Annotated in this window: 13 protein-coding genes and 1 tRNA gene; 13 read left to right on the top strand and 1 reads right to left on the bottom strand. The window is 72.0% G+C overall.

What is annotated here, in order from left to right; all coding sequences use genetic code 11:
- Positions 1 to 6: 6 nt before the first annotated feature.
- The 3 genes from N801_RS12535 to N801_RS12545 are packed head-to-tail and all read left to right on the top strand — an operon-like array spanning position 7 to position 6,307.
- Positions 7 to 1,692, top strand: coding sequence for an NAD(P)-binding protein (locus tag N801_RS12535; RefSeq protein ID WP_245618433.1), 1,686 nt, complete (start codon positions 7 to 9; stop codon positions 1,690 to 1,692).
- Positions 1,693 to 1,694: 2 nt separating this feature from the next.
- Complete coding sequence (gene nifJ / locus N801_RS12540) at positions 1,695 to 5,282, top strand: pyruvate:ferredoxin (flavodoxin) oxidoreductase (RefSeq protein WP_035938280.1); 3,588 nt, start codon at positions 1,695 to 1,697, stop codon at positions 5,280 to 5,282.
- Complete coding sequence (locus N801_RS12545) at positions 5,279 to 6,307, top strand: dihydroorotate dehydrogenase-like protein (RefSeq protein WP_035938282.1); 1,029 nt, start codon at positions 5,279 to 5,281, stop codon at positions 6,305 to 6,307. The genes nifJ and N801_RS12545 overlap by 4 nt, the downstream gene beginning before the upstream one ends.
- A gap of 6 nt (positions 6,308 to 6,313) precedes the next feature.
- Here the strand turns inward: N801_RS12545 and N801_RS12550 are convergent, their stop codons facing one another.
- Positions 6,314 to 8,224, bottom strand: coding sequence for a propionyl-CoA synthetase (locus tag N801_RS12550; protein ID WP_035938284.1), 1,911 nt, complete (start codon positions 8,222 to 8,224; stop codon positions 6,314 to 6,316).
- 123 nt (positions 8,225 to 8,347) lie between these two features.
- Between N801_RS12550 and N801_RS12555 the strand changes: the two genes are divergently transcribed.
- The 10 genes from N801_RS12555 to N801_RS12600 form a co-directional block, all read left to right on the top strand.
- Positions 8,348 to 8,435: transfer RNA gene (locus N801_RS12555), tRNA-Ser, on the top strand.
- Positions 8,436 to 8,714: 279 nt separating this feature from the next.
- Positions 8,715 to 10,520 carry a glycoside hydrolase family 3 protein gene (locus N801_RS12560; RefSeq protein WP_084108872.1) on the top strand — a complete coding sequence of 602 codons (1,806 nt, stop codon included), beginning with the start codon at positions 8,715 to 8,717 and terminating at the stop codon, positions 10,518 to 10,520.
- Between the two features lie 88 nt (positions 10,521 to 10,608).
- Positions 10,609 to 11,937 (top strand): exo-beta-N-acetylmuramidase NamZ family protein, encoded by a 1,329-nt coding sequence (locus N801_RS12565; protein WP_035938285.1) that lies wholly within the window; start codon positions 10,609 to 10,611, stop codon positions 11,935 to 11,937.
- Entirely contained in the window at positions 11,934 to 13,658 is a 1,725-nt protein-coding gene (locus N801_RS12570; RefSeq protein ID WP_035938286.1) for a serine hydrolase domain-containing protein, read from the top strand. The genes N801_RS12565 and N801_RS12570 overlap by 4 nt, the downstream gene beginning before the upstream one ends.
- Positions 13,659 to 13,667: 9 nt before the next feature.
- Positions 13,668 to 14,552 (top strand): MurR/RpiR family transcriptional regulator, encoded by an 885-nt coding sequence (locus tag N801_RS12575; RefSeq protein ID WP_035938289.1) that lies wholly within the window; start codon positions 13,668 to 13,670, stop codon positions 14,550 to 14,552.
- A 48-nt stretch (positions 14,553 to 14,600) separates the two neighbouring features.
- The gene (locus N801_RS12580; RefSeq protein WP_035938290.1) at positions 14,601 to 15,542 is read left to right on the top strand and encodes an N-acetylmuramic acid 6-phosphate etherase; all 942 of its coding nucleotides are present in this window, start codon (positions 14,601 to 14,603) and stop codon (positions 15,540 to 15,542) included.
- Positions 15,539 to 16,840: an ABC transporter substrate-binding protein gene (locus N801_RS12585; RefSeq protein ID WP_035938292.1), complete on the top strand. Its 1,302-nt coding sequence runs from the start codon at positions 15,539 to 15,541 to the stop codon at positions 16,838 to 16,840. Before N801_RS12580 ends, N801_RS12585 begins: the two co-directional genes overlap by 4 nt.
- 43 nt (positions 16,841 to 16,883) lie before the next feature.
- Complete coding sequence (locus N801_RS12590; protein WP_035938293.1) at positions 16,884 to 17,783, top strand: carbohydrate ABC transporter permease; 900 nt, start codon at positions 16,884 to 16,886, stop codon at positions 17,781 to 17,783.
- Positions 17,780 to 18,697: a carbohydrate ABC transporter permease gene (locus N801_RS12595; protein WP_035938296.1), complete on the top strand. Its 918-nt coding sequence runs from the start codon at positions 17,780 to 17,782 to the stop codon at positions 18,695 to 18,697. Before N801_RS12590 ends, N801_RS12595 begins: the two co-directional genes overlap by 4 nt.
- A gap of 13 nt (positions 18,698 to 18,710) precedes the next feature.
- The coding region (locus N801_RS12600; protein WP_035938319.1) for a hypothetical protein at positions 18,711 to 19,365 on the top strand (655 nt) is incomplete at its 3' end.

Genomic DNA, 19,365 nt, shown 5'->3' on the forward strand with positions numbered 1-19,365 from the left:
ATCGAGGTGTCGAACCGCAGCCCGCCCGGTCGCCACCGCGCCGGGCACGAGGAGGCCTCCGTGGCCGGAGCAGATCGTGACCTCACCCCCCCGGCGCCGCTGGGACTGGGTCGGACCCGGTCCGGGCCGGTCCGCCAGCAGCGTCCCGTCTACGTCGACCTGCTCCCGCCGTGCAACGTCGGCTGCCCCGCGGGCGAGAACATCCAGGCGTGGCTCGCCCTCGTCAAGGCCGGCCGCGAGGAGGAGGCCTGGCACCAGCTGACCGTCGACAACCCGTTGCCGGCGGTCCACGGCCGCGTCTGCTACCACCCCTGTGAGGCGGCCTGCAACCGGGTGGAGCTCGATGGCGCCGTGTCGATCCACGGTGTCGAACGACACCTCGGAGACCTGGCGATCGAGCACGGGTGGCGCTTCGTGGCCCCTGTCACGCGCAGCGGGCGCCGAGTGCTCGTCGTCGGTTCCGGACCGAGCGGGCTGTCCGCGGCGTACCACCTCGCCCGCCTCGGCCACGACGTCGTCGTCCGCGACAGCGGGGCGGAGCCGGGCGGGATGATGCGCTACGGCATCCCGAGCTACCGGCTGCCGCGGGCGGTGCTCGACGCCGAGATCGACCGGATCCGCGACCTCGGGGTGACGTTCGAGCAGGAGCAGCGGGTCGAGGACCTCGAGGCGGAGCGTCGTGGGGGAGGGTTCGACGCGGTCTTCGTCGCCGTCGGTGCGCATCTCTCGACCCGGGTCGACATCCCGAACCAGGACGCCTCGCGCGTCCTCGACGCCGTGACCTTCCTGCGCGACGCGTCCGGCGGCGCAGGCTCCCCCCTCACCGGTCGGGTCGCCGTCTACGGGGGAGGGAACACGGCGATGGACGCCGCCCGCGTCGCCCGTCGGCTCGGCGCGGACGACACCGTCATCGTCTACCGCCGCACGCGCGAGCAGATGCCCGCCCACGAGTCCGAGGCGCAGGACGCCGAGGAGGAGGGCATCCGGATCAACTGGCTGCGCACCATCGCCTCGATGGGCGACGACGACCTGACGGTGGAGGTGCAGGAGCTCGACGAGCACGGGAAGCCCCACGGGACAGGGGAGTTCGAGACCCTCGCCGCCGACACGGTGATCCTCGCCCTCGGGCAGGAGAGCGACACCGGCTTCCTGCGGGGCGTCCCGGGCATCGAGTTCCAGCGCGACACCCTCCAGGTCGACAAGGGCACCCTCATGACTGGGGCACCCGGGGTCTTCGCCGGCGGGGACGCCGTCCCCAGCCAGCGCACGGTGACCGTGGGGGTCGGCCACGGCAAGCGGGCGGCACGCTCCATCGACGCCTGGCTTCGCGGTGGCCGGCACGAGGACCCGCCGAAGCACCCGCACGCCACCTTCGACAAGCTCAACCTCTGGTACTTCGGCGCCCACGGCCGGCGCGAGGAGGTCGAGCTGGCCCCGCAGACCCGCTCGCAGACCTTCGACGAGGTCGTCCACGGGCTGTCACCGGAGGAGGCCGCCTTCGAGGCGGGGCGGTGCCTGTCGTGCGGCAACTGCTTCGAGTGCGACGGCTGCCTCGCGGCCTGCCCCGAGGACGCGGTCATCAAGCTCGGTGAGGGGCTGCGCTACGAGTTCGACCTCGGTCGGTGCACCGGGTGCAGCGCGTGCTACCGCCAGTGCCCGGTCCACGCCATCGAGATGATCCCGGAGAGCTGACCATGCGCGTCACGATCGACGGCAACCAGGCGGCGGTCGACGTCGCCTACCGGCTCAACGAGCTGTGCGCGATCTACCCGATCACGCCCTCGTCGACCATGGCCGAGCTCGCCGACGAGTGGGCCAGCCACGGGCGGACCAACGTGTGGGGTTCCGTCCCCACCGTCATGGAGATGCAGAGCGAGGGAGGCGCGGCCGGCGCGATGCACGGCGCCCTGCAGGGCGGAGCGCTGAGCACGACGTTCACGGCCTCCCAGGGACTGCTCCTCATGATCCCCAACATGTACAAGATCGCGGGGGAGCTGACGTCCACCGTCTTCCACGTGGCGGCGAGGTCGCTCGCGGCGCAGGGGCTGTCGATCTTCGGTGACCACTCCGACGTCATGGCGGTGCGGCAGACGGGCTTCGCCCTCCTGTCGTCCTCGTCGGTCCAGGAGGCCCACGACTTCGCGCTCGTGGCGCAGGCCGCGACGTTGCGGACCCGGGTGCCGTTCATCCACTTCTTCGACGGCTTCCGCACCTCGCACGAGCTCAACACGGTCGAGCTCATCGACGACGACGTGCTCCGTGCGGTCGTGCCCGAGCACCTCGTCCGCGAGCACCGCGCTCGTGCCCTCACGCCCGAGCACCCGTTCGTCCGCGGCACGGCGCAGAACCCCGACGTGTACTTCCAGGCCCGCGAGACGGTCAACCCCTTCTACGCCCGCACGGCCGGGGTCGTCCAGGACGTCATGGACGAGGTGGCCGTGCACACCGGGCGTGCCCACCGCGTCGTCGAGTACGCCGGCCACCCGGAGGCCGACCGAGTCGTCGTCGTCATGGGATCCGCGGCGGAGACGGTGCGCGAGACCGTCGCCCACCTCGTCGCGGGCGGGGAGCACGTCGGCGTGCTCGTCCTCCGGCTCTACCGACCCTTCCCGTCGGCGGAGCTGCTCGCGGCCCTGCCCGGGAGCGTCCGTCAGGTCGCCGTCCTCGACCGCACCAAGGAGCCGGGCTCCAACGGGGAGCCGCTCTACCTCGACGTCGTGTCCTGCCTCGCGGAGGCCCACGAGCGCGGCGACCGGGCCACCGTCCCGCGCGTCATCGGCGGCCGCTACGGGCTCTCCTCGAAGGAGCTCACGCCCGGGATGGTGGCCGGCATCTTCGCCGAGCTCGCGCTCGCCCAGCCTCGGCGCCGGTTCACCCTCGGCATCACCGACGACGTCGGCGGCACGAGCCTGCCGTACGACCCCGACCTCGACATCGAGGACCCGCAGACCCTGCGCGCCGTCTTCTACGGGCTCGGCTCCGACGGCACGGTCGGCGCCAACAAGAACACGATCAAGATCCTCGGCGCCGACCCGGACGTGCACGCGCAGGCGTACTTCGTCTACGACTCCAAGAAGTCCGGCGGGCTCACCGTCTCCCACCTCCGGTTCGGACCGCACCCCATCCACGCCCCCTACCTCGTGAGCCGCGCGGGGTTCGTCGGGTGCCACCACCTCGGCCTGCTCGACACCGTCGACGTCCTCGCCCCGGCGCGTGAGGGCGCCACCCTCCTGCTCAACGCGCCACAACGGCCCGAGGACGTGTGGGACGCGATCCCGGGCCCGGTCCAGCAGCAGATCCTCGACAAGCGGCTCCGCCTGTATGCCGTCGACGCCACCACGGTGGCCCGTCTCGCCGGGCTGCCCGGACGCACCAACACCGTCCTCCAGACGTGCTTCTTCGCGATCTCCGGCGTGCTGCCGGCGGACGAGGCGGTCGCCCGGGTCAAGGCCGCCATCCGCACGACCTACGGGCGACGCGGCGCCGAGGTCGTCCGGCGCAACGAGGCCGCCGTCGACGCCACGCTCGCGGCCCTGCACGAGATCCCGGTGCCGGCCGCGCGGACGTCGGCTCGTGACCTGCCGGACGTCGTCCCGCCGGACGCACCGGACTTCGTCCGTCGCGTGACCGCCGAGATGATGGCCGGGCGCGGTGACGCCCTCCCGGTCAGCGCGATGCCCGTCGACGGCACGTTCCCGAGCGGCACCACGGCATACGAGAAGCGTCGGATCTCCGACGTCGTGGCCGAGTGGGACCCCGACACGTGCATCCAGTGCGGCACGTGCAGCTTCGTCTGCCCGCACAGCGTCATCCGCTCGCGGTTCTACGACGGCGCCGCGCTCGACGGGGCGCCCGACGGGTTCCGGTCGGCGCCGCTCACCGCCGTCGGCCTGCCGGAGTCCCGCTACACCCTCCAGGTCTACGTCGAGGACTGCACCGGCTGCGGCCTGTGCGTCGAGGCGTGCCCGGTGAGCCCGCTGTCGATCCCCGGGATGCCCGGGGAGCCCGAGCGCAAGGCGATCAACCTCGCGCCGCTCGAGCCGCTTCTCGCACCGGAGCGCGAGAACATCGCCTTCTTCGAGAGCCTTCCGGTCAACGACCGCGCCCGCGTCGACTTCGGCACGGTGCGCGGCACGCAGTTCCTGCAGCCGCTGTTCGAGTTCTCCGGTGCCTGCGCAGGGTGTGGCGAGACGCCCTACCTCAAGGTCCTCACCCAGCTCTTCGGTGAGCGGCTCACCGTGGCCAACGCGACGGGGTGCTCGTCGATCTACGGCGGGAACCTCCCGACGACGCCGTGGACGAAGAACGCACAGGGGCGGGGACCGGCCTGGTCGAACTCGCTCTTCGAGGACAACGCCGAGTTCGGTCTCGGGCTGCGGCTCGCCGCCGACCTGCACACGCGGCTGGCGACGGAGCGCCTCGCCCAGCTGCGGGACGAGGTGGGCGCCGAGCTCGCCGACGCGATCCTCGGTGCCGGGCAGGTGCGCGAGTTCGAGCTGACCGCGCAACGGGAACGCGTGGCGGAGCTGCTGCGCCGCCTCGACGGGCTCTCCGGCCCGCTCGTGGACGACCTGCGCAGCGTCGCAGACCACCTGCTGCGTCGGACCGTGTGGATCGTCGGGGGCGACGGCTGGGCCTACGACATCGGGTCCGGTGGGCTCGACCACGTGCTCGCGAGCGGCCGGAACGTCAACGTCCTCGTGCTCGACACCGAGGTCTACTCCAACACCGGTGGGCAGTCCTCCAAGGCGACGCCGATCGGGGCGGTGGCCAAGTTCGCGGCCGCCGGCAAGGCGGTCGCGAAGAAGGACCTCGCCCTCCAGGCCATCGCCTACGGCAACGTCTACGTCGCCCGGGTCGCGATGGGCGCCGACCCGCACCAGACGCTGACGGCGTTCCGGGAGGCGGAGGCCTACGACGGGCCCTCGCTCGTCATCGCCTACAGCCACTGCATCGCCCACGGCATCGAGATGAGCAAGGGCCTCGACCAGCAGTACCGCGCCGTGGCGTCGGGACACTGGCCGCTCGTGCGCTACGACCCGGCCGTGCGGGCGGTCGGAGGCAACCCGTTCCAGCTCGACTCGCCGCGGCCCCGCATCCCGCTCGAGGACTACGTCTACAACGAGCTGCGCTACCGGATGCTGCGCGACTCCGACCCCGCCGAGGCCGAGCGGCTGCTCCACCTCGCGCAGGAGGCGGTCGACCTGCGGTGGCAGACCTACGAGGAGATGGCGACGCGGGGTGCGGACCGCTTCGTGGCCGACCTGAGGAGGGCCCCGTGACGGACCTGTCGACGAGCTACCTGGGGCTGGCGCTGCGCAGCCCCCTCGTCGCGAGCGCCTCGCCGCTGTCGCAGCGCGTCGACGGGGTGCGGGCCCTGGCCGACTCCGGTGTGGGCGCCGTCGTCATGTACTCGCTCTTCGAGGAGGAGGTCCACCGCCAGCAGCTCCACGACCTCATGGTGAGCGAGACGCACGAGAACGTGTTCGGGGAGGCGCTGACGTACTTCCCCTCCTCGCCGAGCACCGACACCGGCGGCGCGACCCGCTACCTGCGGCTCCTCGAGCAGTCGGCGGCGGCCGTCGAGGTGCCGGTCATCGCCAGCCTCAACGGCAGCACGCCGGGCGGCTGGGAGGGCTTCGCGCGGTCGATGCAGGATGCCGGGGCCGCGGCCATCGAGCTCAACGTCTACCTCGTCCCCGGCGACCCGCACACGAGCGGGCGCGACGTGGAGGACCGGCACGTGGAGATCCTCCAGCAGGTGAGGGCTGCCGTGTCCGTGCCCGTCGCGGTCAAGCTCAGTCCGCACTTCAGCTCCACCGGCGAGATGGCGCTGCGGCTGGACCGGGCGGGCGCGTCGGGGCTGGTGCTCTTCAACCGCTTCCTCCAGCCGGACGTCGACCCGGAGGCACTCGTGGTCACGACCGGGGTGACCCTGTCGACGCCGGGCGAGGCCCGGTTGCCGCGCACGTGGATCGCCATCCTGCGGGGCCACGTGACCGCCTCGCTCGCGGCGACGACCGGCGTCGACCAGCCCGAGGACGTCGCCGCCTACCTCCTCGCCGGGGCCGACGTCGTCATGACGGCCTCGGCCCTGCTGCGGCACGGGGTGGGGCACGCCGCGGTGCTCCTCGAAGGTCTCGAGGCCTGGATGCGCCGCAAGGGGTTCGACTCCGTGGACGAGTTCCGGGGGCGGCTGGCGGTCCCGGTGGGCGTCGACCAGAGCGCGTACGAGCGGGCGGGGTACGTCACGGCCCTGGCGAAGGCGCGCCGGACCTACGGCGACCCGGTGGCGTCGCGGTCCTGAGGGCGCTCAGCCACCGGGGCGCAGCACCGGGGCCAGCCGGTCGAGCACGGACGCGTCCTCGATCGTCGCGGGCACGGTGGGCGTCTTGCCGTCGGCGATCTCGCGCATCGTGCGTCGCAGGATCTTCCCCGACCTCGTCTTCGGCAGCCCCGCGACGATGTCGACCTGCCTCAGGGCGGCGACCGCGCCCACCTCGTCGCGGACCCGCTTGACGAGCTCGGCGCGGATCCGCTCACCCGCCTCCCCTGAAGCGTCGATGCCGCCCTTGAGGACGACGAAGCCGCGGGGCAGCTGGCCCTTGAGCTCGTCGGCGACGCCGATGACGGCGCACTCCGCGACGTCGGGGTGCCCGGCGAGCGCGGCCTCCATCGAGCCCGTGGACAGGCGGTGCCCGGCGACGTTGAGGACGTCGTCGGTCCTGCCCATGACGTAGAGATAACCGTCCTCGTCGACGAAGCCGCCGTCGCCGGTGAGGTAGTAGCCGGGGAACGCCGACAGGTAGCCCGCGACGTAGCGCTCGTCGTCACCCCAGAGGGTCGGCAGCGTCCCGGGCGGCATCGGCAGCCGGAGGCAGATCGCCCCCTCCTGGCCCGCCGGCACGGGCGACCCGGTCTCGTCGAGGATCTCGACGGCATACCCGGGCACCGGGACCGACGGGGAGCCCGCCTTGATCGGCATCGGCTCGAGGCCGCGCAGGTTCGCCGCGATCGGCCACCCCGTCTCGGTCTGCCACCAGTTGTCGACGACGGGGACGCCGAGCATGGACGACGCCCACTCGTAGGTGTCGGGGTCGAGCCGCTCACCCGCGAGGAAGACGGTCTCGAGCGAGGAGATGTCGTGCTGGCGGAGCAGCTCACCGTCCGGGTCGTCCCGCTTGATCGCGCGGTATGCCGTGGGGGCGGTGAACATGGCCCGCACCCGGTGCTCGGCGATGACCCGCCAGAAGGCGCCCGCGTCCGGGGTGCCGACCGGCTTGCCCTCGTAGAGGACGGTGGTGGCACCGGTGAGCAGCGGGGCGTAGACGATGTAGGAGTGGCCGACGACCCAGCCGACGTCGCTCGCGGTGAACCACACGTCGCCGGGGTCGATCCCGTAGATGTGGTCCATCGACCACCGCAGCGCGACCGCGTGGCCGCCGTTGTCGCGGACGATCCCCTTGGGCCGGCCGGTCGTGCCGGACGTGTAGAGGATGTAGAGCGGGTCGGTCGCGGCGACCTCCACGCAGTCGGCCGGCTCGGCGTCGGACACGAGCTCGTCCCAGTCCATCTCCTCCCAGTCGGTGTCCCGCTCGCCGACCGCGGCGTGGGCCTGCTCGCGCTGGAGGACGATCACCGACTCGGGCTTGTGGCTGCTGCGGTCGAGGGCCGCGTCGAGCATCGGCTTGTACTCGACCACGCGGTTCGGCTCGATCCCGCAGCTCGCGGCGAGGACGACCCTGGGCTGGGCGTCCTCGATCCGGGCCGCCAGCTCGGCCGGCGCGAACCCGCCGAACACGACCGAGTGGACGGCGCCGAGCCGCGCGCAGGCGAGCATCGCGACGACGGCCTCGGGCACCATCGGCATGTAGACGACGACCCGGTCGCCCTTCTCGACCCCCAGGCTCGCCAACGCACCGGCGAACGTGGAGACGCGAGCCAGCAGGTCGGCATACGTGAGGGTCTGCTTCGTGCCGGTCACCGGGCTGTCGTGGATGAGCGCGGGCTGGTCGCCGCGGCCGTCACGCACGTGCCGGTCGAGGGCGTTGAAGCAGGTGTTGAGCGTGGCTCCGGTGAACCAGCGGTAGAGCGGCGGGTTCGCGTCGTCGAGGATCGTGCTCGGGGGAGTGATCCACTCGATCCGCTCCGCCGCACGCCGCCAGAACGTGTCCGGGTGCTCGATCGACTCGCGGTACGCCGCCTCGTATCCCTGGGTCGCCATGCCGCCATCGTGGCGCGGTTCGGGCGGCCGTGGGGCGGGTTGCGACGAACGGTCGGCCGAACGGCCGCGGTGGTGCGGCGAGCGGATTTCGTGGCGCCTCGGCGCTCGGGTAACCTCCGCGGTGGAGGATTCGCATAGTGGCCTAGTGCGCGCGCTTGGAAAGCGCGTTGGGTTAACACCCTCAGGGGTTCGAATCCCCTATCCTCCGCCACGCCGGATCGAGAGGGCCCCGACCACGTGTCGGGGCCCTCTCGCGTGCCCCCGGTTCCCGCGGGGCCATGTCGTTCTCGCGGGGCCATGCCGCCCCGGCGCCAGGGACGAGCGGGAACGACGTGGACGAGCGGGAGGGACCCGACGCCATGGGCCCGGGGCGCCTCGGTGACTCGTGCGTAGCGGTTGCGGACCGTCGCGACTGTGGCTAAGTTCCAACAAGAAGCCCTGTTGCGTGAATCGTTCACATCGTCGTGAGCGCCGATGAATCGGAGATGCCATGCCCCGTCCGTCCGTCACCCGCCGCAGCGCGATCGCCTCGGCCGTCGCCGCGACCCTCGCCGCAGGGGCCGTGCCCCTGACGACCGCCGACGCCGCGGCCCCCGCCGGCCCGAAGGGATGGGTCCAGTCGACCCTCGTCCGCATGACGACGGAGGAGAAGGTCGGCCAGCTGTTCGTCCAGCAGGTCTACGGACAGGACGCGACCACCCCCGACGCCCGCAACCTCCCGCTCTACGGCGTCGCGACGCCGGCCGAGGTCGTCCAGAAGTACCACCTCGGCGGCGTCATCTACTTCGCCTGGACCGACTCGGTGAAGAACCCGCAGCAGATCGCCGGCCTGTCCAACGGCCTCCAGCAGGCAGCCCTCGCCCAGGACTCCAAGGTCGACATCCCGCTCGGCATCTCGATCGACCAGGAGCAGGGCGTCGTCACCCGCATCGGCCCGCCCGCCACCCAGTTCCCCGGGTCGATGGCGCTGGGCGCCGGCCGGTCAGCGGAGGATGCCCGCACCGCGGCCGCGATCACCGGCAAGGAGCTGCGGGCCATGGGCGTCAACACCAACTTCGCGCCCGTCGCCGACGTCAACGTCAACCCGCTCAACCCCGTCATCGGCACCCGGTCCTTCTCCTCCGACCCGGCGCTCGCCGCAGACCTCGTGGCGGCGCAGGTCGCCGGCTACCAGGAGGACGGGCGGGTCTCGGCCAGTGCCAAGCACTTCCCCGGCCACGGCGACACCGCGACCGACAGCCACGTGGCGTTCCCGGTCATCACCCACACCCGCGAGCAGTGGGAGCAGCTGGACGCCCCGCCGTTCAAGGCCGCCATCGCGCAGGGCATCGACATGATCATGACCGCCCACCTCGCCTTCCCGGCCCTCGACGACTCCGGCAACCCGGCGACGCTGAGCAAGCCGATCCTCACCGACCTGCTGCGCGGCGAGCTCGGCTACCAGGGCGTCATCGTCACCGACGCCCTCGAGATGCAGGGCGTACGTGAGCTCTACGGCGACGCCGAGGTCGCGGTCCGCGCCCTCGAGGCGGGCGTCGACCAGCTCCTCATGACGCCGGCCATGGACGAGGCGTACGCCGCGGTCCTCGCCGCGGTCGAGAGCGGCCGGATCAGCGCGGCCGACCTGGACGCCAAGGTCCGCCGGGTCCTCGAGCTCAAGGTCCGGCGCGGCATCGTCGACGACCCCATGGTCGACCCGGCCGCGACCGGCTCGCTCGTCGGCACCGCCGACCACCTCTCCACCGCCGACGCCGTCACCAACCGCACGAGCACCCTCGTGGCCAACGACGACGGCGTGCTCCCGATGGCCGTGGGCGGCAAGAAGGTCCTCGTCACCGGCTACGGCGTGACGACCACCCAGATCCTCGCCGACGGGCTCACCGCGTCAGGCGCGACGACGACGGTCCACCAGACCGGGACCTCGCCCACCGACGCCCAGGTCGCCTCGGCGGTCGCGGCCGCGCAGGGGAAGGACGCCGTCGTCGTCACGACGATGAAGGCCTGGGACACCACGACGACCGACAAGAGGGCCGGGCAGCAGAAGCTCGTCAAGGCGCTGCAGGACATCGGGATCCCCGTCGTCGTCGTCGCCACGCGTGACCCGTACGACATCGCCTACCTGCCCGGCACGGCCACCTACCTCGCGACGTACTCCTACAGCCCGGTGGCCATCCGGGCCGCGGCCCGCGTCATCACCGGCCAGGTCGCCCCGACCGGGAAGCTCCCGGTCGACATCCCCGCCAAGGGTGCGCAGGGCACGGTCCTCTTCCCGTTCGGCCACGGCCTGACCTTCTGACAAAGACCCCCCACCCCGGCCTCGTGTGCCTCAGCGCGACCCCTGGCTCGCGCTGGAGCACACGAGGCGAGATGAATGGAGACCAACGATGACCACCCCGAACCGTCGACAGCTCCTCACCGGGGGCGCCGGGCTCGCCGGCGCCGCCGCGCTGGGGATGGGTGCGACGCCCGCGCAGGCCGGCCCGCCGGCATACGCCACGTCGTCGAACGACCCCGCACGGAAGGTGACGCCCGGCGCCGACGTCGCCGCCGCGTCGGGCTGGGCGGTCCTCGCGGGCCGCAAGGTCGGCATCGTCACCAACCCGACCGGGATCCTGCTCAACCTGCGCACCATCGTCGACGAGATGCACGACTCCGGCGCCGTGGACATCCGCGGCGTCTTCGGCCCGGAGCACGGCTTCCGCGGCACCGCCCAGGCCGGCGAGGCCGAGGACACGAGCGTGGACCCCCGCACCGGGATCACCGTCTACGACGCGTACGGCGCCACCACCGCGAAGTTCGCGTCGATGATCCGCGCGGCGGGCGTCGACACCGTCGTCTTCGACATCCAGGACGTCGGTGCGCGGTTCTACACCTACATCTGGACGATGTACACGGCCATGAAGGCCTGCGTCGAGACCGGCGCCGCGCTCGTCGTGCTCGACCGCCCGAACCCCATCGGCGGCCGGGCGTACGGCCCGATAATGCGGCCGGAGTGGACCTCGGGTGTCGGCGCCGAGGCGGTCGTCCAGGCGCACGGCATGACGGTCGGCGAGCTCGCCCGCCACCTCGACGCCGAGATCCTGCCGACCGACACCGGCGGCAAGAGCCTCTCGGAGCTCGTCGTCGTCGAGGTCAAGGGCTGGCGCCGCGACGTGACGTATGCCGGCACCGGCCTTCCGTGGGTCATGCCCAGCCCGAACATGCCGACGCCCGACACCGCGCTCGTTTACCCGGGTACCGGGATGTTCGAGGGCACGAACCTCTCGGAGGGGCGTGGCACCACCCGGCCGTTCGAGCTCGTCGGCGCGCCCTACGTCGACCACCGGTGGGCCGGGCGGCTCGCCGACCGTGGCGTCAGGGGCGTCGCGTTCCGGGAGGCCTACTTCACCCCGACCTTCGGCAAGCACGTCGGCAAGGTCTGCGGCGGGGTGCAGGTCCACATCGTCGACCCGTCCGCGATCGACCCGCTGCGGGTCGGTGTCGAGATGCTCGTCGCGGCCCGGTCGATCTACCCCGAGTTCCAGTGGCGCTACGACTCCTACGACCCGGCGCGGCCGTACTGGATCGACAAGCTCACCGGCTCGACCCGCCTGCGCGAGCAGATCACCGCGGGCGCCGACGCCGACACGGTCGTCGGTGCGTGGCAGCAGGAGCTGGCGGCGTTCGACGCCCAGCGCCAGCCGTACCTCATCTACCAGGGCCCGGCCCGATGAGCCTCAGCCGCCGGACCGTCGTCGGGGGCGGGATCGCTGCCGGGGCGGCGTTCCTCCTGCCGGGTGCCGCTCGGGCGGACGGCGCCGACCGGCCCTTCACCGGGTTCGCCCCGCCGTCGACCGTGCTCCGCGAGGGGACTCCCCTGTCCGTCGGGCTCGACCCCGCGCCCATCGAGGCCGCCAAGGAGCAGGTCCGCAGCCACCAGGTCGCCGCCCCCGGTGGCCGCCCGCTCTACCCGGGGCACGTCGGCCTCATGGCCCACGACGGCGTCGTCGTCGCGACCCAGGTTGACGGCTTCGCGCTGCGCCACCGGACCGCGACCGAGGAGCTGGCGCGCAGCGTGTGGGTCCCGATGCGTCGCGACACGATCTTCGACCTGGCCTCGGTCTCCAAGCTCTTCACCTCGATCGCCGTCGTCCAGCTCGTCGAGGAGGGGCGGGTCGAGCTGGAGGCGGCGGTCGCGGCCTACCTGCCCGAGTTCGCCGCGGCGGGCAAGGAGTCGGTGACGATCCGGCACCTGCTCACCCACACGAGCGGGTTCACCTCGTGGCTGCCCCTCTACAGCCGCTACCCGGACCGGGCCTCGCGGATCGCCGCCGTGATGAACCAGCCACTGACCAACCCGGTCGGCACCGTCTACCTCTACAGCGACCTCAACCTCATCACGCTCGGCGTCCTCGTCGAGCGGCTGCGCGGCCAGTCCCTGGACGAGGTCGTCGCCGCGCGGCTCACCCGGCCGCTGGGGATGTCGGACACCGGCTACAACCCCACCGCGACGCCCCGCACCGCGGCCACCGAGTACCAGGCGGTCCCCGCCCGCGGGATGGTCCGCGGCGAGGTGCACGACGAGAACGCGTGGTCGCTCGGCGGGGTCGCCGGGCACGCCGGGGTCTTCTCCACCGTCGACGACCTGGCCGTCCTGGCCCAGGCGCTCCTCAACGGTGGCACCTACCGAGGTGCCCGGGTCCTCGACCGCAGGAGCGTCACGCTGCTCATCACCAACTTCACGCAGGCCTTCCCCGGTGACGACCACGGGCTCGGCTTCGAGCTCAACCAGACCTGGTACATGGACGCCCTCAGCGGGCCGAGGACGGCCGGCCACACCGGCTACACCGGGACCTCGATCGTCATCGACTTCGACTCCCGCTCGTTCGCCATCCTGCTGACCAACCGCGTGCACCCCTCCCGGTCGTGGGGCAGCATCAACGTCGCCCGGCAGGAGTGGGCCCGCGGGCTCGGTCTGGCCCTGCCGATCACCCCGCGCGGCAGCCACGTGGCGTGGGAGACCGGGCCGGAGCACGCGAGCACCGCGGTCCTCGCGGTGCCGCTCGCCGTCCCGTCGACGGGTGCCCGGCTCGGGTTCGACCTCGTCGCCGAGACCGAGGAGTCCGACGTCCTGCGGGTCGAGACCTCGACCGACGGCTCGACGTGGTCGCTCGTCCCGCTCGTCATCCGCCATCCCGGGGACACCCGGACGGGGGAGGAGGACGGCACGGTCAGCGGGACACCCGGTGAGCAGCGCTGGGCACAGGTGCGGGCCGACCTTCCCGCCGGGCAGCAGGTGCTGCGCTGGCGCCTCACGACCGACGCCACCACCCTCGGTCGGGGCGTCTCGGTGAGCCGGGTCCGCGTCGTCGGCCAGGGCGGTGTCGTCGTCGACGGAGATGCGTCACCCGACACATTCAGCGCTTCGGGCTGGACCCTGCGGCGAAGGTCGTAGTTTTGGTGCATGGCATCTCCGACCGACCTGACCGACGTGGCTGACGCACCCCTGCTCGTCCGGTTGCGGGGCATGAGGCCCTCGCTCACCCCGGCCGAGGAGCGGGTCGCCACCAAGGTCCTCGCGGACGCGCGGCGCGCCTCCGACCTCACGATCACCGAGCTCGCCCAGGCGGCCGCGACGTCGGAGACGACGGTGCTGCGCTTCTGCAAGCGGCTGGGCCTCAAGGGCTACCCGCAGCTGCGGCTCGCGCTCGCGGCCGAGTCCGCGATGCCCCGTGAGCAGCGGATGGCCGGCAGCGACATCAGCGCCAACGACACGATCGACGACATCATCGACAAGGTGGCGGCCGTCGACTCGAGCGCCGTCGAGGAGACCGCGCAGCAGCTCGACCGGGCCGCGCTCAAGGCCGCGGCCGACGCCGTCGCGCGAGCGACCCGGGTCGACGTCTACGGGATCGGCGCCAGCGCGATCGTCGGGACCGACCTCCAGCAGAAGCTGCACCGGATCGGCGTCATCTCGTTCGCGTGGAACGACCCGCACATCGCCCTGACCAGCGCGACCCTGCTGACCCGTCACGACGTCGCCATCGGCATCTCCCACTCCGGCGCGACGTCGGAGACGATCGAGTCGCTGGCGGTCGCCCGCGGGCGCGGGGCCACGACGGTCGCCGTGACCAACTTCCCGCTGTCCCCGCTGGCGACCGCGGCGGACATCGTCCTCACGACGGCGGCCCGCGAGACCTCGCTGCGCTCGGGCGCGACGGCGAGCCGGATCGCGGCGCTCACGGTCGTCGACTGCCTCTACATCGCCGTGGCGCAGCGTGACCTGCCCCGGGCGCGCAAGGCCGTCGCGGACAGCCGCCGGGCCGTCGCGGGACACCACGTCTCGTAATTCATTCACATTCTTGACGGTTAGAAGGTAAGAAACTAACCTCAACGGATGGCCAACGACGTCCGGGTGAGCGCGCCCACTGAAGACCGCCATCCCGGCACGGTCGGGATCGACACCGCGTCGACGCTCGAGATCCTCATGTTCATGAACGACGCCGACAGCACCGTCGCGGGCGCCGTGGCGGAGGTCCTGCCCGAGCTGGCGCGGCTCGTCGACCACAGCGTGAGCTCGATCCGCGCCGGGGGGCGCGTGCACTACTTCGGTGCCGGCACGTCCGGGCGGCTCGCCGTCCTCGACGCCGCCGAGCTCCTCCCCACGTTCAACGCGCCGGACGGCCTCTTCGTCGCCCACCACGCGGGTGGGGCGCCGGCGCTCCTGCGCGCGGTCGAGAACGTCGAGGACGACGTCGAGCAGGGGGCCCGGGACGCGAGCGGCGTCACCCGCCTCGACGTCGTCATCGGCCTCACCGCGTCCGGCCGCACCCCCTACGTCCAGGGCGCACTCGGCCGTGCGCGGAAGATCGGCGCGCGCACCGCCCTCGTGACGGCCAACCCGGGAGCCGAGCTCGCGGCATACGCCGACCACCTCGTCGTCGCGGACACCGGCGCGGAGGTGCTCACCGGCTCGACCCGCCTCAAGGCCGGCACCGCCCAGAAGCTCATCCTCAACTCGTTCTCGACTGCCGTGATGATCCGGCTCGGTCGCACCTGGTCCAACCTCATGGTCGACGTCGTCGCGACCAACGCCAAGCTGCGCGGTCGCGTCGTCCGGATCCTGCAGGAGGCCAGCGGGGCCAGCGAGGCCGAGGCCCGGGCCACGCTCGACGCCGCCGGGGGCCAGCTCAAGCCGGCCCTGCTCTCCCTCCTCGGCGGCGTCGGCGTCGACGCCGCGGTCGCCGCCCTGCGCGCCCACGACGACTCCGTCGCGGCCGCGCTCCTCCAGCTCACCACCACCTCCAGCCAGCCCGTGTCGACAGGAGAGACGTCATGACCCCTCGAACCCTCCGCTCCACCCTCACCCTCATCGCCTTCACCGGTGTGCTCGCCGTCGGCGCGTGTGCGCCCTCGAGCGACACCGACACGTCGGGATCCGGCGGCGGTGACGGGAAGGAGACCACCCTCACGGTCTGGTCGTGGCGCGTCGAGGACGAGGCGGCGTACAACAAGATCTTCGACGCCTACGAGGCCAAGCACGAGGGCGTCACCGTCGAGTTCAAGCCGTTCAAGGCGACCGAGTACAACAAGATCCTCGCGACCGGCCTCGCCGGCTCGGACGGCCCCGACGTCCCGCAGGTCCGCTCCTACGGCCAGGTCGAGCCGACCATCGCCTCCAAGTCGCTCGTGCCGCTCGACGGCAAGGTCGACCTCTCGGGCTGGGACGAGAACGTCGTCAACTCGGCGAAGTCCAAGGCCGACGGCAAGCTCTACTCGGTGCCGCTGGCCCGCCAGACGGTCCAGATGTTCTACAACAAGTCCCTGTTCAAGAAGCACGGCATCGACGAGGCGCCCACCACCTGGGCCGACTTCACCGCTGCGGGCGACAAGCTGCTCGCGGGTGACGTCACGCCCATCGCCGTCGGCGCCAAGGACGACTGGACGCTGCCGATCGTGCACGAGGTCCTCGCGGCCCCGCGCTTCGGTGGCGCCGCCTTCCAGAAGGAGGTCCTGAGCGGCCAGACGTCGTTCACCGACCCGGACTTCGTCGCGTCGATCGACGTGTTCACGCAGCTCGCCAAGTACTTCCCCAAGAACGTCACGGGCGTCGCCGTCACGGACGCGCAGACCCTGTTCTCGGCCGAGAAGGCCGCGATGTTCCCCGGTGGCTCGTTCGACATGGCCGTGCTCAAGAAGGCCAACCCCGGCATCGACCTGGGCGTCTTCGAGGTCCCGGCCCCGACCGGCTCGCCCGAGGACAAGGCCACGACCCCCGGCTGGGCCGACGGCAACTTCGCGGTCAACGCCAAGTCTCCCCAGCGGGAGGCCGCACTCGAGCTCGTGAAGTGGATGTCGACCAAGGAGTTCGGCCAGATGGTCGCCGACGAGGTCAAGCAGATCTCGGCCGTCCCCGGCGTCACCTACAACGACCCGCTGCTCAGGCAGATGGCCGACAGCTACGAGAAGTCGCCCTCGCCCTACCTGCTGCTCACCGACTTCCGCTACGGCTCCCCGTCGGGCACGGACCTCATGGGCAAGGGCGTGCAGCAGCTGCTCCTCGGCTCCAAGACGGCAGCCCAGGTGGCGGCCGACATCGACGCCGGGGTGAAGACCTGGTTCAAGCCCACCCCGTGACCGGGGTGGATTCGGGCCCGCAGGCCGTGGTGGACTCGCCGTCGTGAAGACCCGCACCGGACTGGCCTTCCTCGCGCCCGCCCTGATCCTCTTCGGCGTGTTCGTCCTCTACCCGATGCTGACGGCGTTCTCGTACGCCTTCTACGAGTGGCAGGGGACGAGCCGCCAGGGGTTCGCCGGGCTGTCGAACTTCTCGGCGCTCGTCAACCGTGCGCCGTTCAAGACCGACCTGCCCCGGGCGCTGCTCCACAACGTGCTGTTCTTCCTCGGCACGATGCTCGTCCAGAACACCATCGGGCTCACGGTGGCGACGCTCCTGCACCGCCGGGCCCGCACCCGGCGGATGCTGCAGACGCTCTACGCGATGCCCTACCTCGTGAGCCCGATCGTCATCGGCTACCTCTGGACGCTGCTGCTCTCGCCGACCTTCGGGCCGGTCAACCAGCTGCTCACCAAGATCGGCCTCGAGCAGTTCGCGCTGCCGTGGCTGGGCGACCCCAAGACGGCGCTCTGGGTCGTCATCCTCGTCTCGGTGTGGCAGTGGGTCGGCTTCCCGGTGCTGCTCTACGGCGCGGCGCTCGGCGGCGTGCCCGAGGAGCTCACCGAGGCGGCCCGCGTCGACGGCGCGTCGCACGGCCAGGTGTTTCGCCGGATCACCTTCCCGCTGCTCGTCCCCGCCATCGGCACGGTGTCCGTGCTGACCTTCATCTTCGCGATGGAGGCGTTCGCCCTGCCGTTCGCGTTCGGCGGGTCGACCGGCAACCCGGCGGGGTCGACCGACTTCGTGTCGCTGCTCTTCTACCGCTCGGCCTTCGACTCCGGCGCGGTCGACGCGATCGGCACGTCGTCGGCGCTCGCGACGGTCCTCTTCCTCATCATCTTCGGCGGGGCGATGGCCGCGACCAAGGTGCTGCGCCGGCACGAGAGGCGGATGGCCTCATGACGACCACCTTGACCTCCGCCGACGCCGCACCCGCGGACGCCGCGTCCACCGGCACGGGCCCTCGTCGCACGCGTCGGCGGCGCGGCCGGGGCGCCAACGACCCCGTCGGTGGCGCGGGCGCGAGCATCCTGCTCTGGGGCTACGCCGTCCTCGCCCTGGCACCGCTCGTCATCATGGTGCTCAACTCGTTCCGCACCAACGCCGACTTCATCACCAACCCGCTCGGCCTGCCCACGTCACCGACCGTCGCGGCCTACGAGGAGGCGTGGACGGTCGGCAGCTTCGGGACCTACTTCGCCAACTCGCTCACGGTGACGGCCGGCGCGGTGGCGATCTCGACCGCGGTCTCGACGATGGCGGCATACGGTCTGGCGCGTGGTCGCGCTCGGATCTTCCGGTGGCTGGAGTCGCTGTTCCTCTCCGGCCTCATGCTGCCGATCCACCTCGCGATCCTGCCGGTGTTCTTCCTCTTCGACGGCTTCGGCCTCATCGACAGCCGGCTCGGCCTCGCGCTCATGTATGCCGCGGCGGGCGTGCCGTTCTCGATCTTCGTCCTCACGACGTTCTTCCGGCAGCTGCCCGAGGAGCTCGAGGAGGCCGCGGTGCTCGACGGCGCCAACGCGTGGCAGACGTTCTGGCGGATCATGGTGCCGATGGTGCGCCCGGCCCTGGCGACGGTGGCGGTGTTCCGGTTCGTCCCGATCTGGAACGACTTCCTCTACCCGCTCGTGCTGCTGCGTTCGGAGTCCAAGTACACGCTGCCCGTCGGCCTGACGAACTTCTTCGGTGAGAACGCGACGAACTACTCGGCGCTCTTCGCCGGGCTGGTCATCACGACCATCCCGCTCATCGTGCTCTTCCTGTTCGCGACCAAGCAGATCGTCGCGGGTTTGACCGCCGGCATGTCGAAGTGATCGGCTCGCGCCCATGAGCGCGGTGGTCGGTGTGGACGTGGGCGGGTCCGGTCTGCGCCTCCAGTGGTCGTATGCCGGCCAGCCCGGTCCCGTGCTCTCCGCACCCGGCGCTCGGATCGGGTCGGGCGGGATCGACGTGCCGGCGCTCGCCGCGGACGCGGCCCGGCTGCTCGCCGAGGGCGGGGTCACCGAGGTGGCGGCCGTCTGCTGGTCGCAGCGGGGACTGCTCTTCCTCTCCGACCCGCGTGAGGTGGTGCAGGTCGTCTCGACGACGGTGCACGCCGAGCGGACCGCCGTGGTGAGCGACGCCGTCGCCTCCCTCGTGGGGGCGGTCGGTGGGGTCCGGCCGGGTGCGGTGGTCGCGGCCGGCACGGGGGCGGTGGCGTTCGGGTCCGACTTCGGCTCCGCGGACACCTCGGTGTGGCGGCTCGTCGACGGGTGGGGGCACGTGCTCGGCGACCGCGGGTCGGCGGCGTGGGTGGGGCTGCTCGGGCTGCAGGCGGGGCTGCGGCACCACGACGGGCTCCCGAACGGCTCGGAGCGCCTCCTCGTCGCGGGGGTGTCGGCGTTCGGCGCCACGTCGCACTGGCCGCGTCGCGTCATGACCGGCGGGGACGCGCCGGAGCAGCTGTCGTCGTTCGCGCCGGCGGTCGTGGCGGCCGCCGAGG

This window comes from Knoellia aerolata DSM 18566 (assembly GCF_000768695.1).
GTDB lineage: Bacteria > Actinomycetota > Actinomycetes > Actinomycetales > Dermatophilaceae > Knoellia > Knoellia aerolata.

Excerpts from the sequence above, each read along its gene's own strand:
- nifJ (WP_035938280.1), top strand. The coding sequence starts at position 1,695 with ATGCGCGTCACGATCGACGGCAACCAGGCGGCGGTCGACGTCGCCTAC.
- N801_RS12550 (WP_035938284.1), bottom strand. The coding sequence starts at position 8,224 with ATGGCGACCCAGGGATACGAGGCGGCGTACCGCGAGTCGATCGAGCAC.
- N801_RS12560 (WP_084108872.1), top strand. The coding sequence starts at position 8,715 with ATGCCCCGTCCGTCCGTCACCCGCCGCAGCGCGATCGCCTCGGCCGTC.
- N801_RS12565 (WP_035938285.1), top strand. The coding sequence starts at position 10,609 with ATGACCACCCCGAACCGTCGACAGCTCCTCACCGGGGGCGCCGGGCTC.
- N801_RS12570 (WP_035938286.1), top strand. The coding sequence starts at position 11,934 with ATGAGCCTCAGCCGCCGGACCGTCGTCGGGGGCGGGATCGCTGCCGGG.
- N801_RS12575 (WP_035938289.1), top strand. The coding sequence starts at position 13,668 with ATGGCATCTCCGACCGACCTGACCGACGTGGCTGACGCACCCCTGCTC.
- N801_RS12580 (WP_035938290.1), top strand. The coding sequence starts at position 14,601 with ATGGCCAACGACGTCCGGGTGAGCGCGCCCACTGAAGACCGCCATCCC.
- N801_RS12585 (WP_035938292.1), top strand. The coding sequence starts at position 15,539 with ATGACCCCTCGAACCCTCCGCTCCACCCTCACCCTCATCGCCTTCACC.
- N801_RS12595 (WP_035938296.1), top strand. The coding sequence starts at position 17,780 with ATGACGACCACCTTGACCTCCGCCGACGCCGCACCCGCGGACGCCGCG.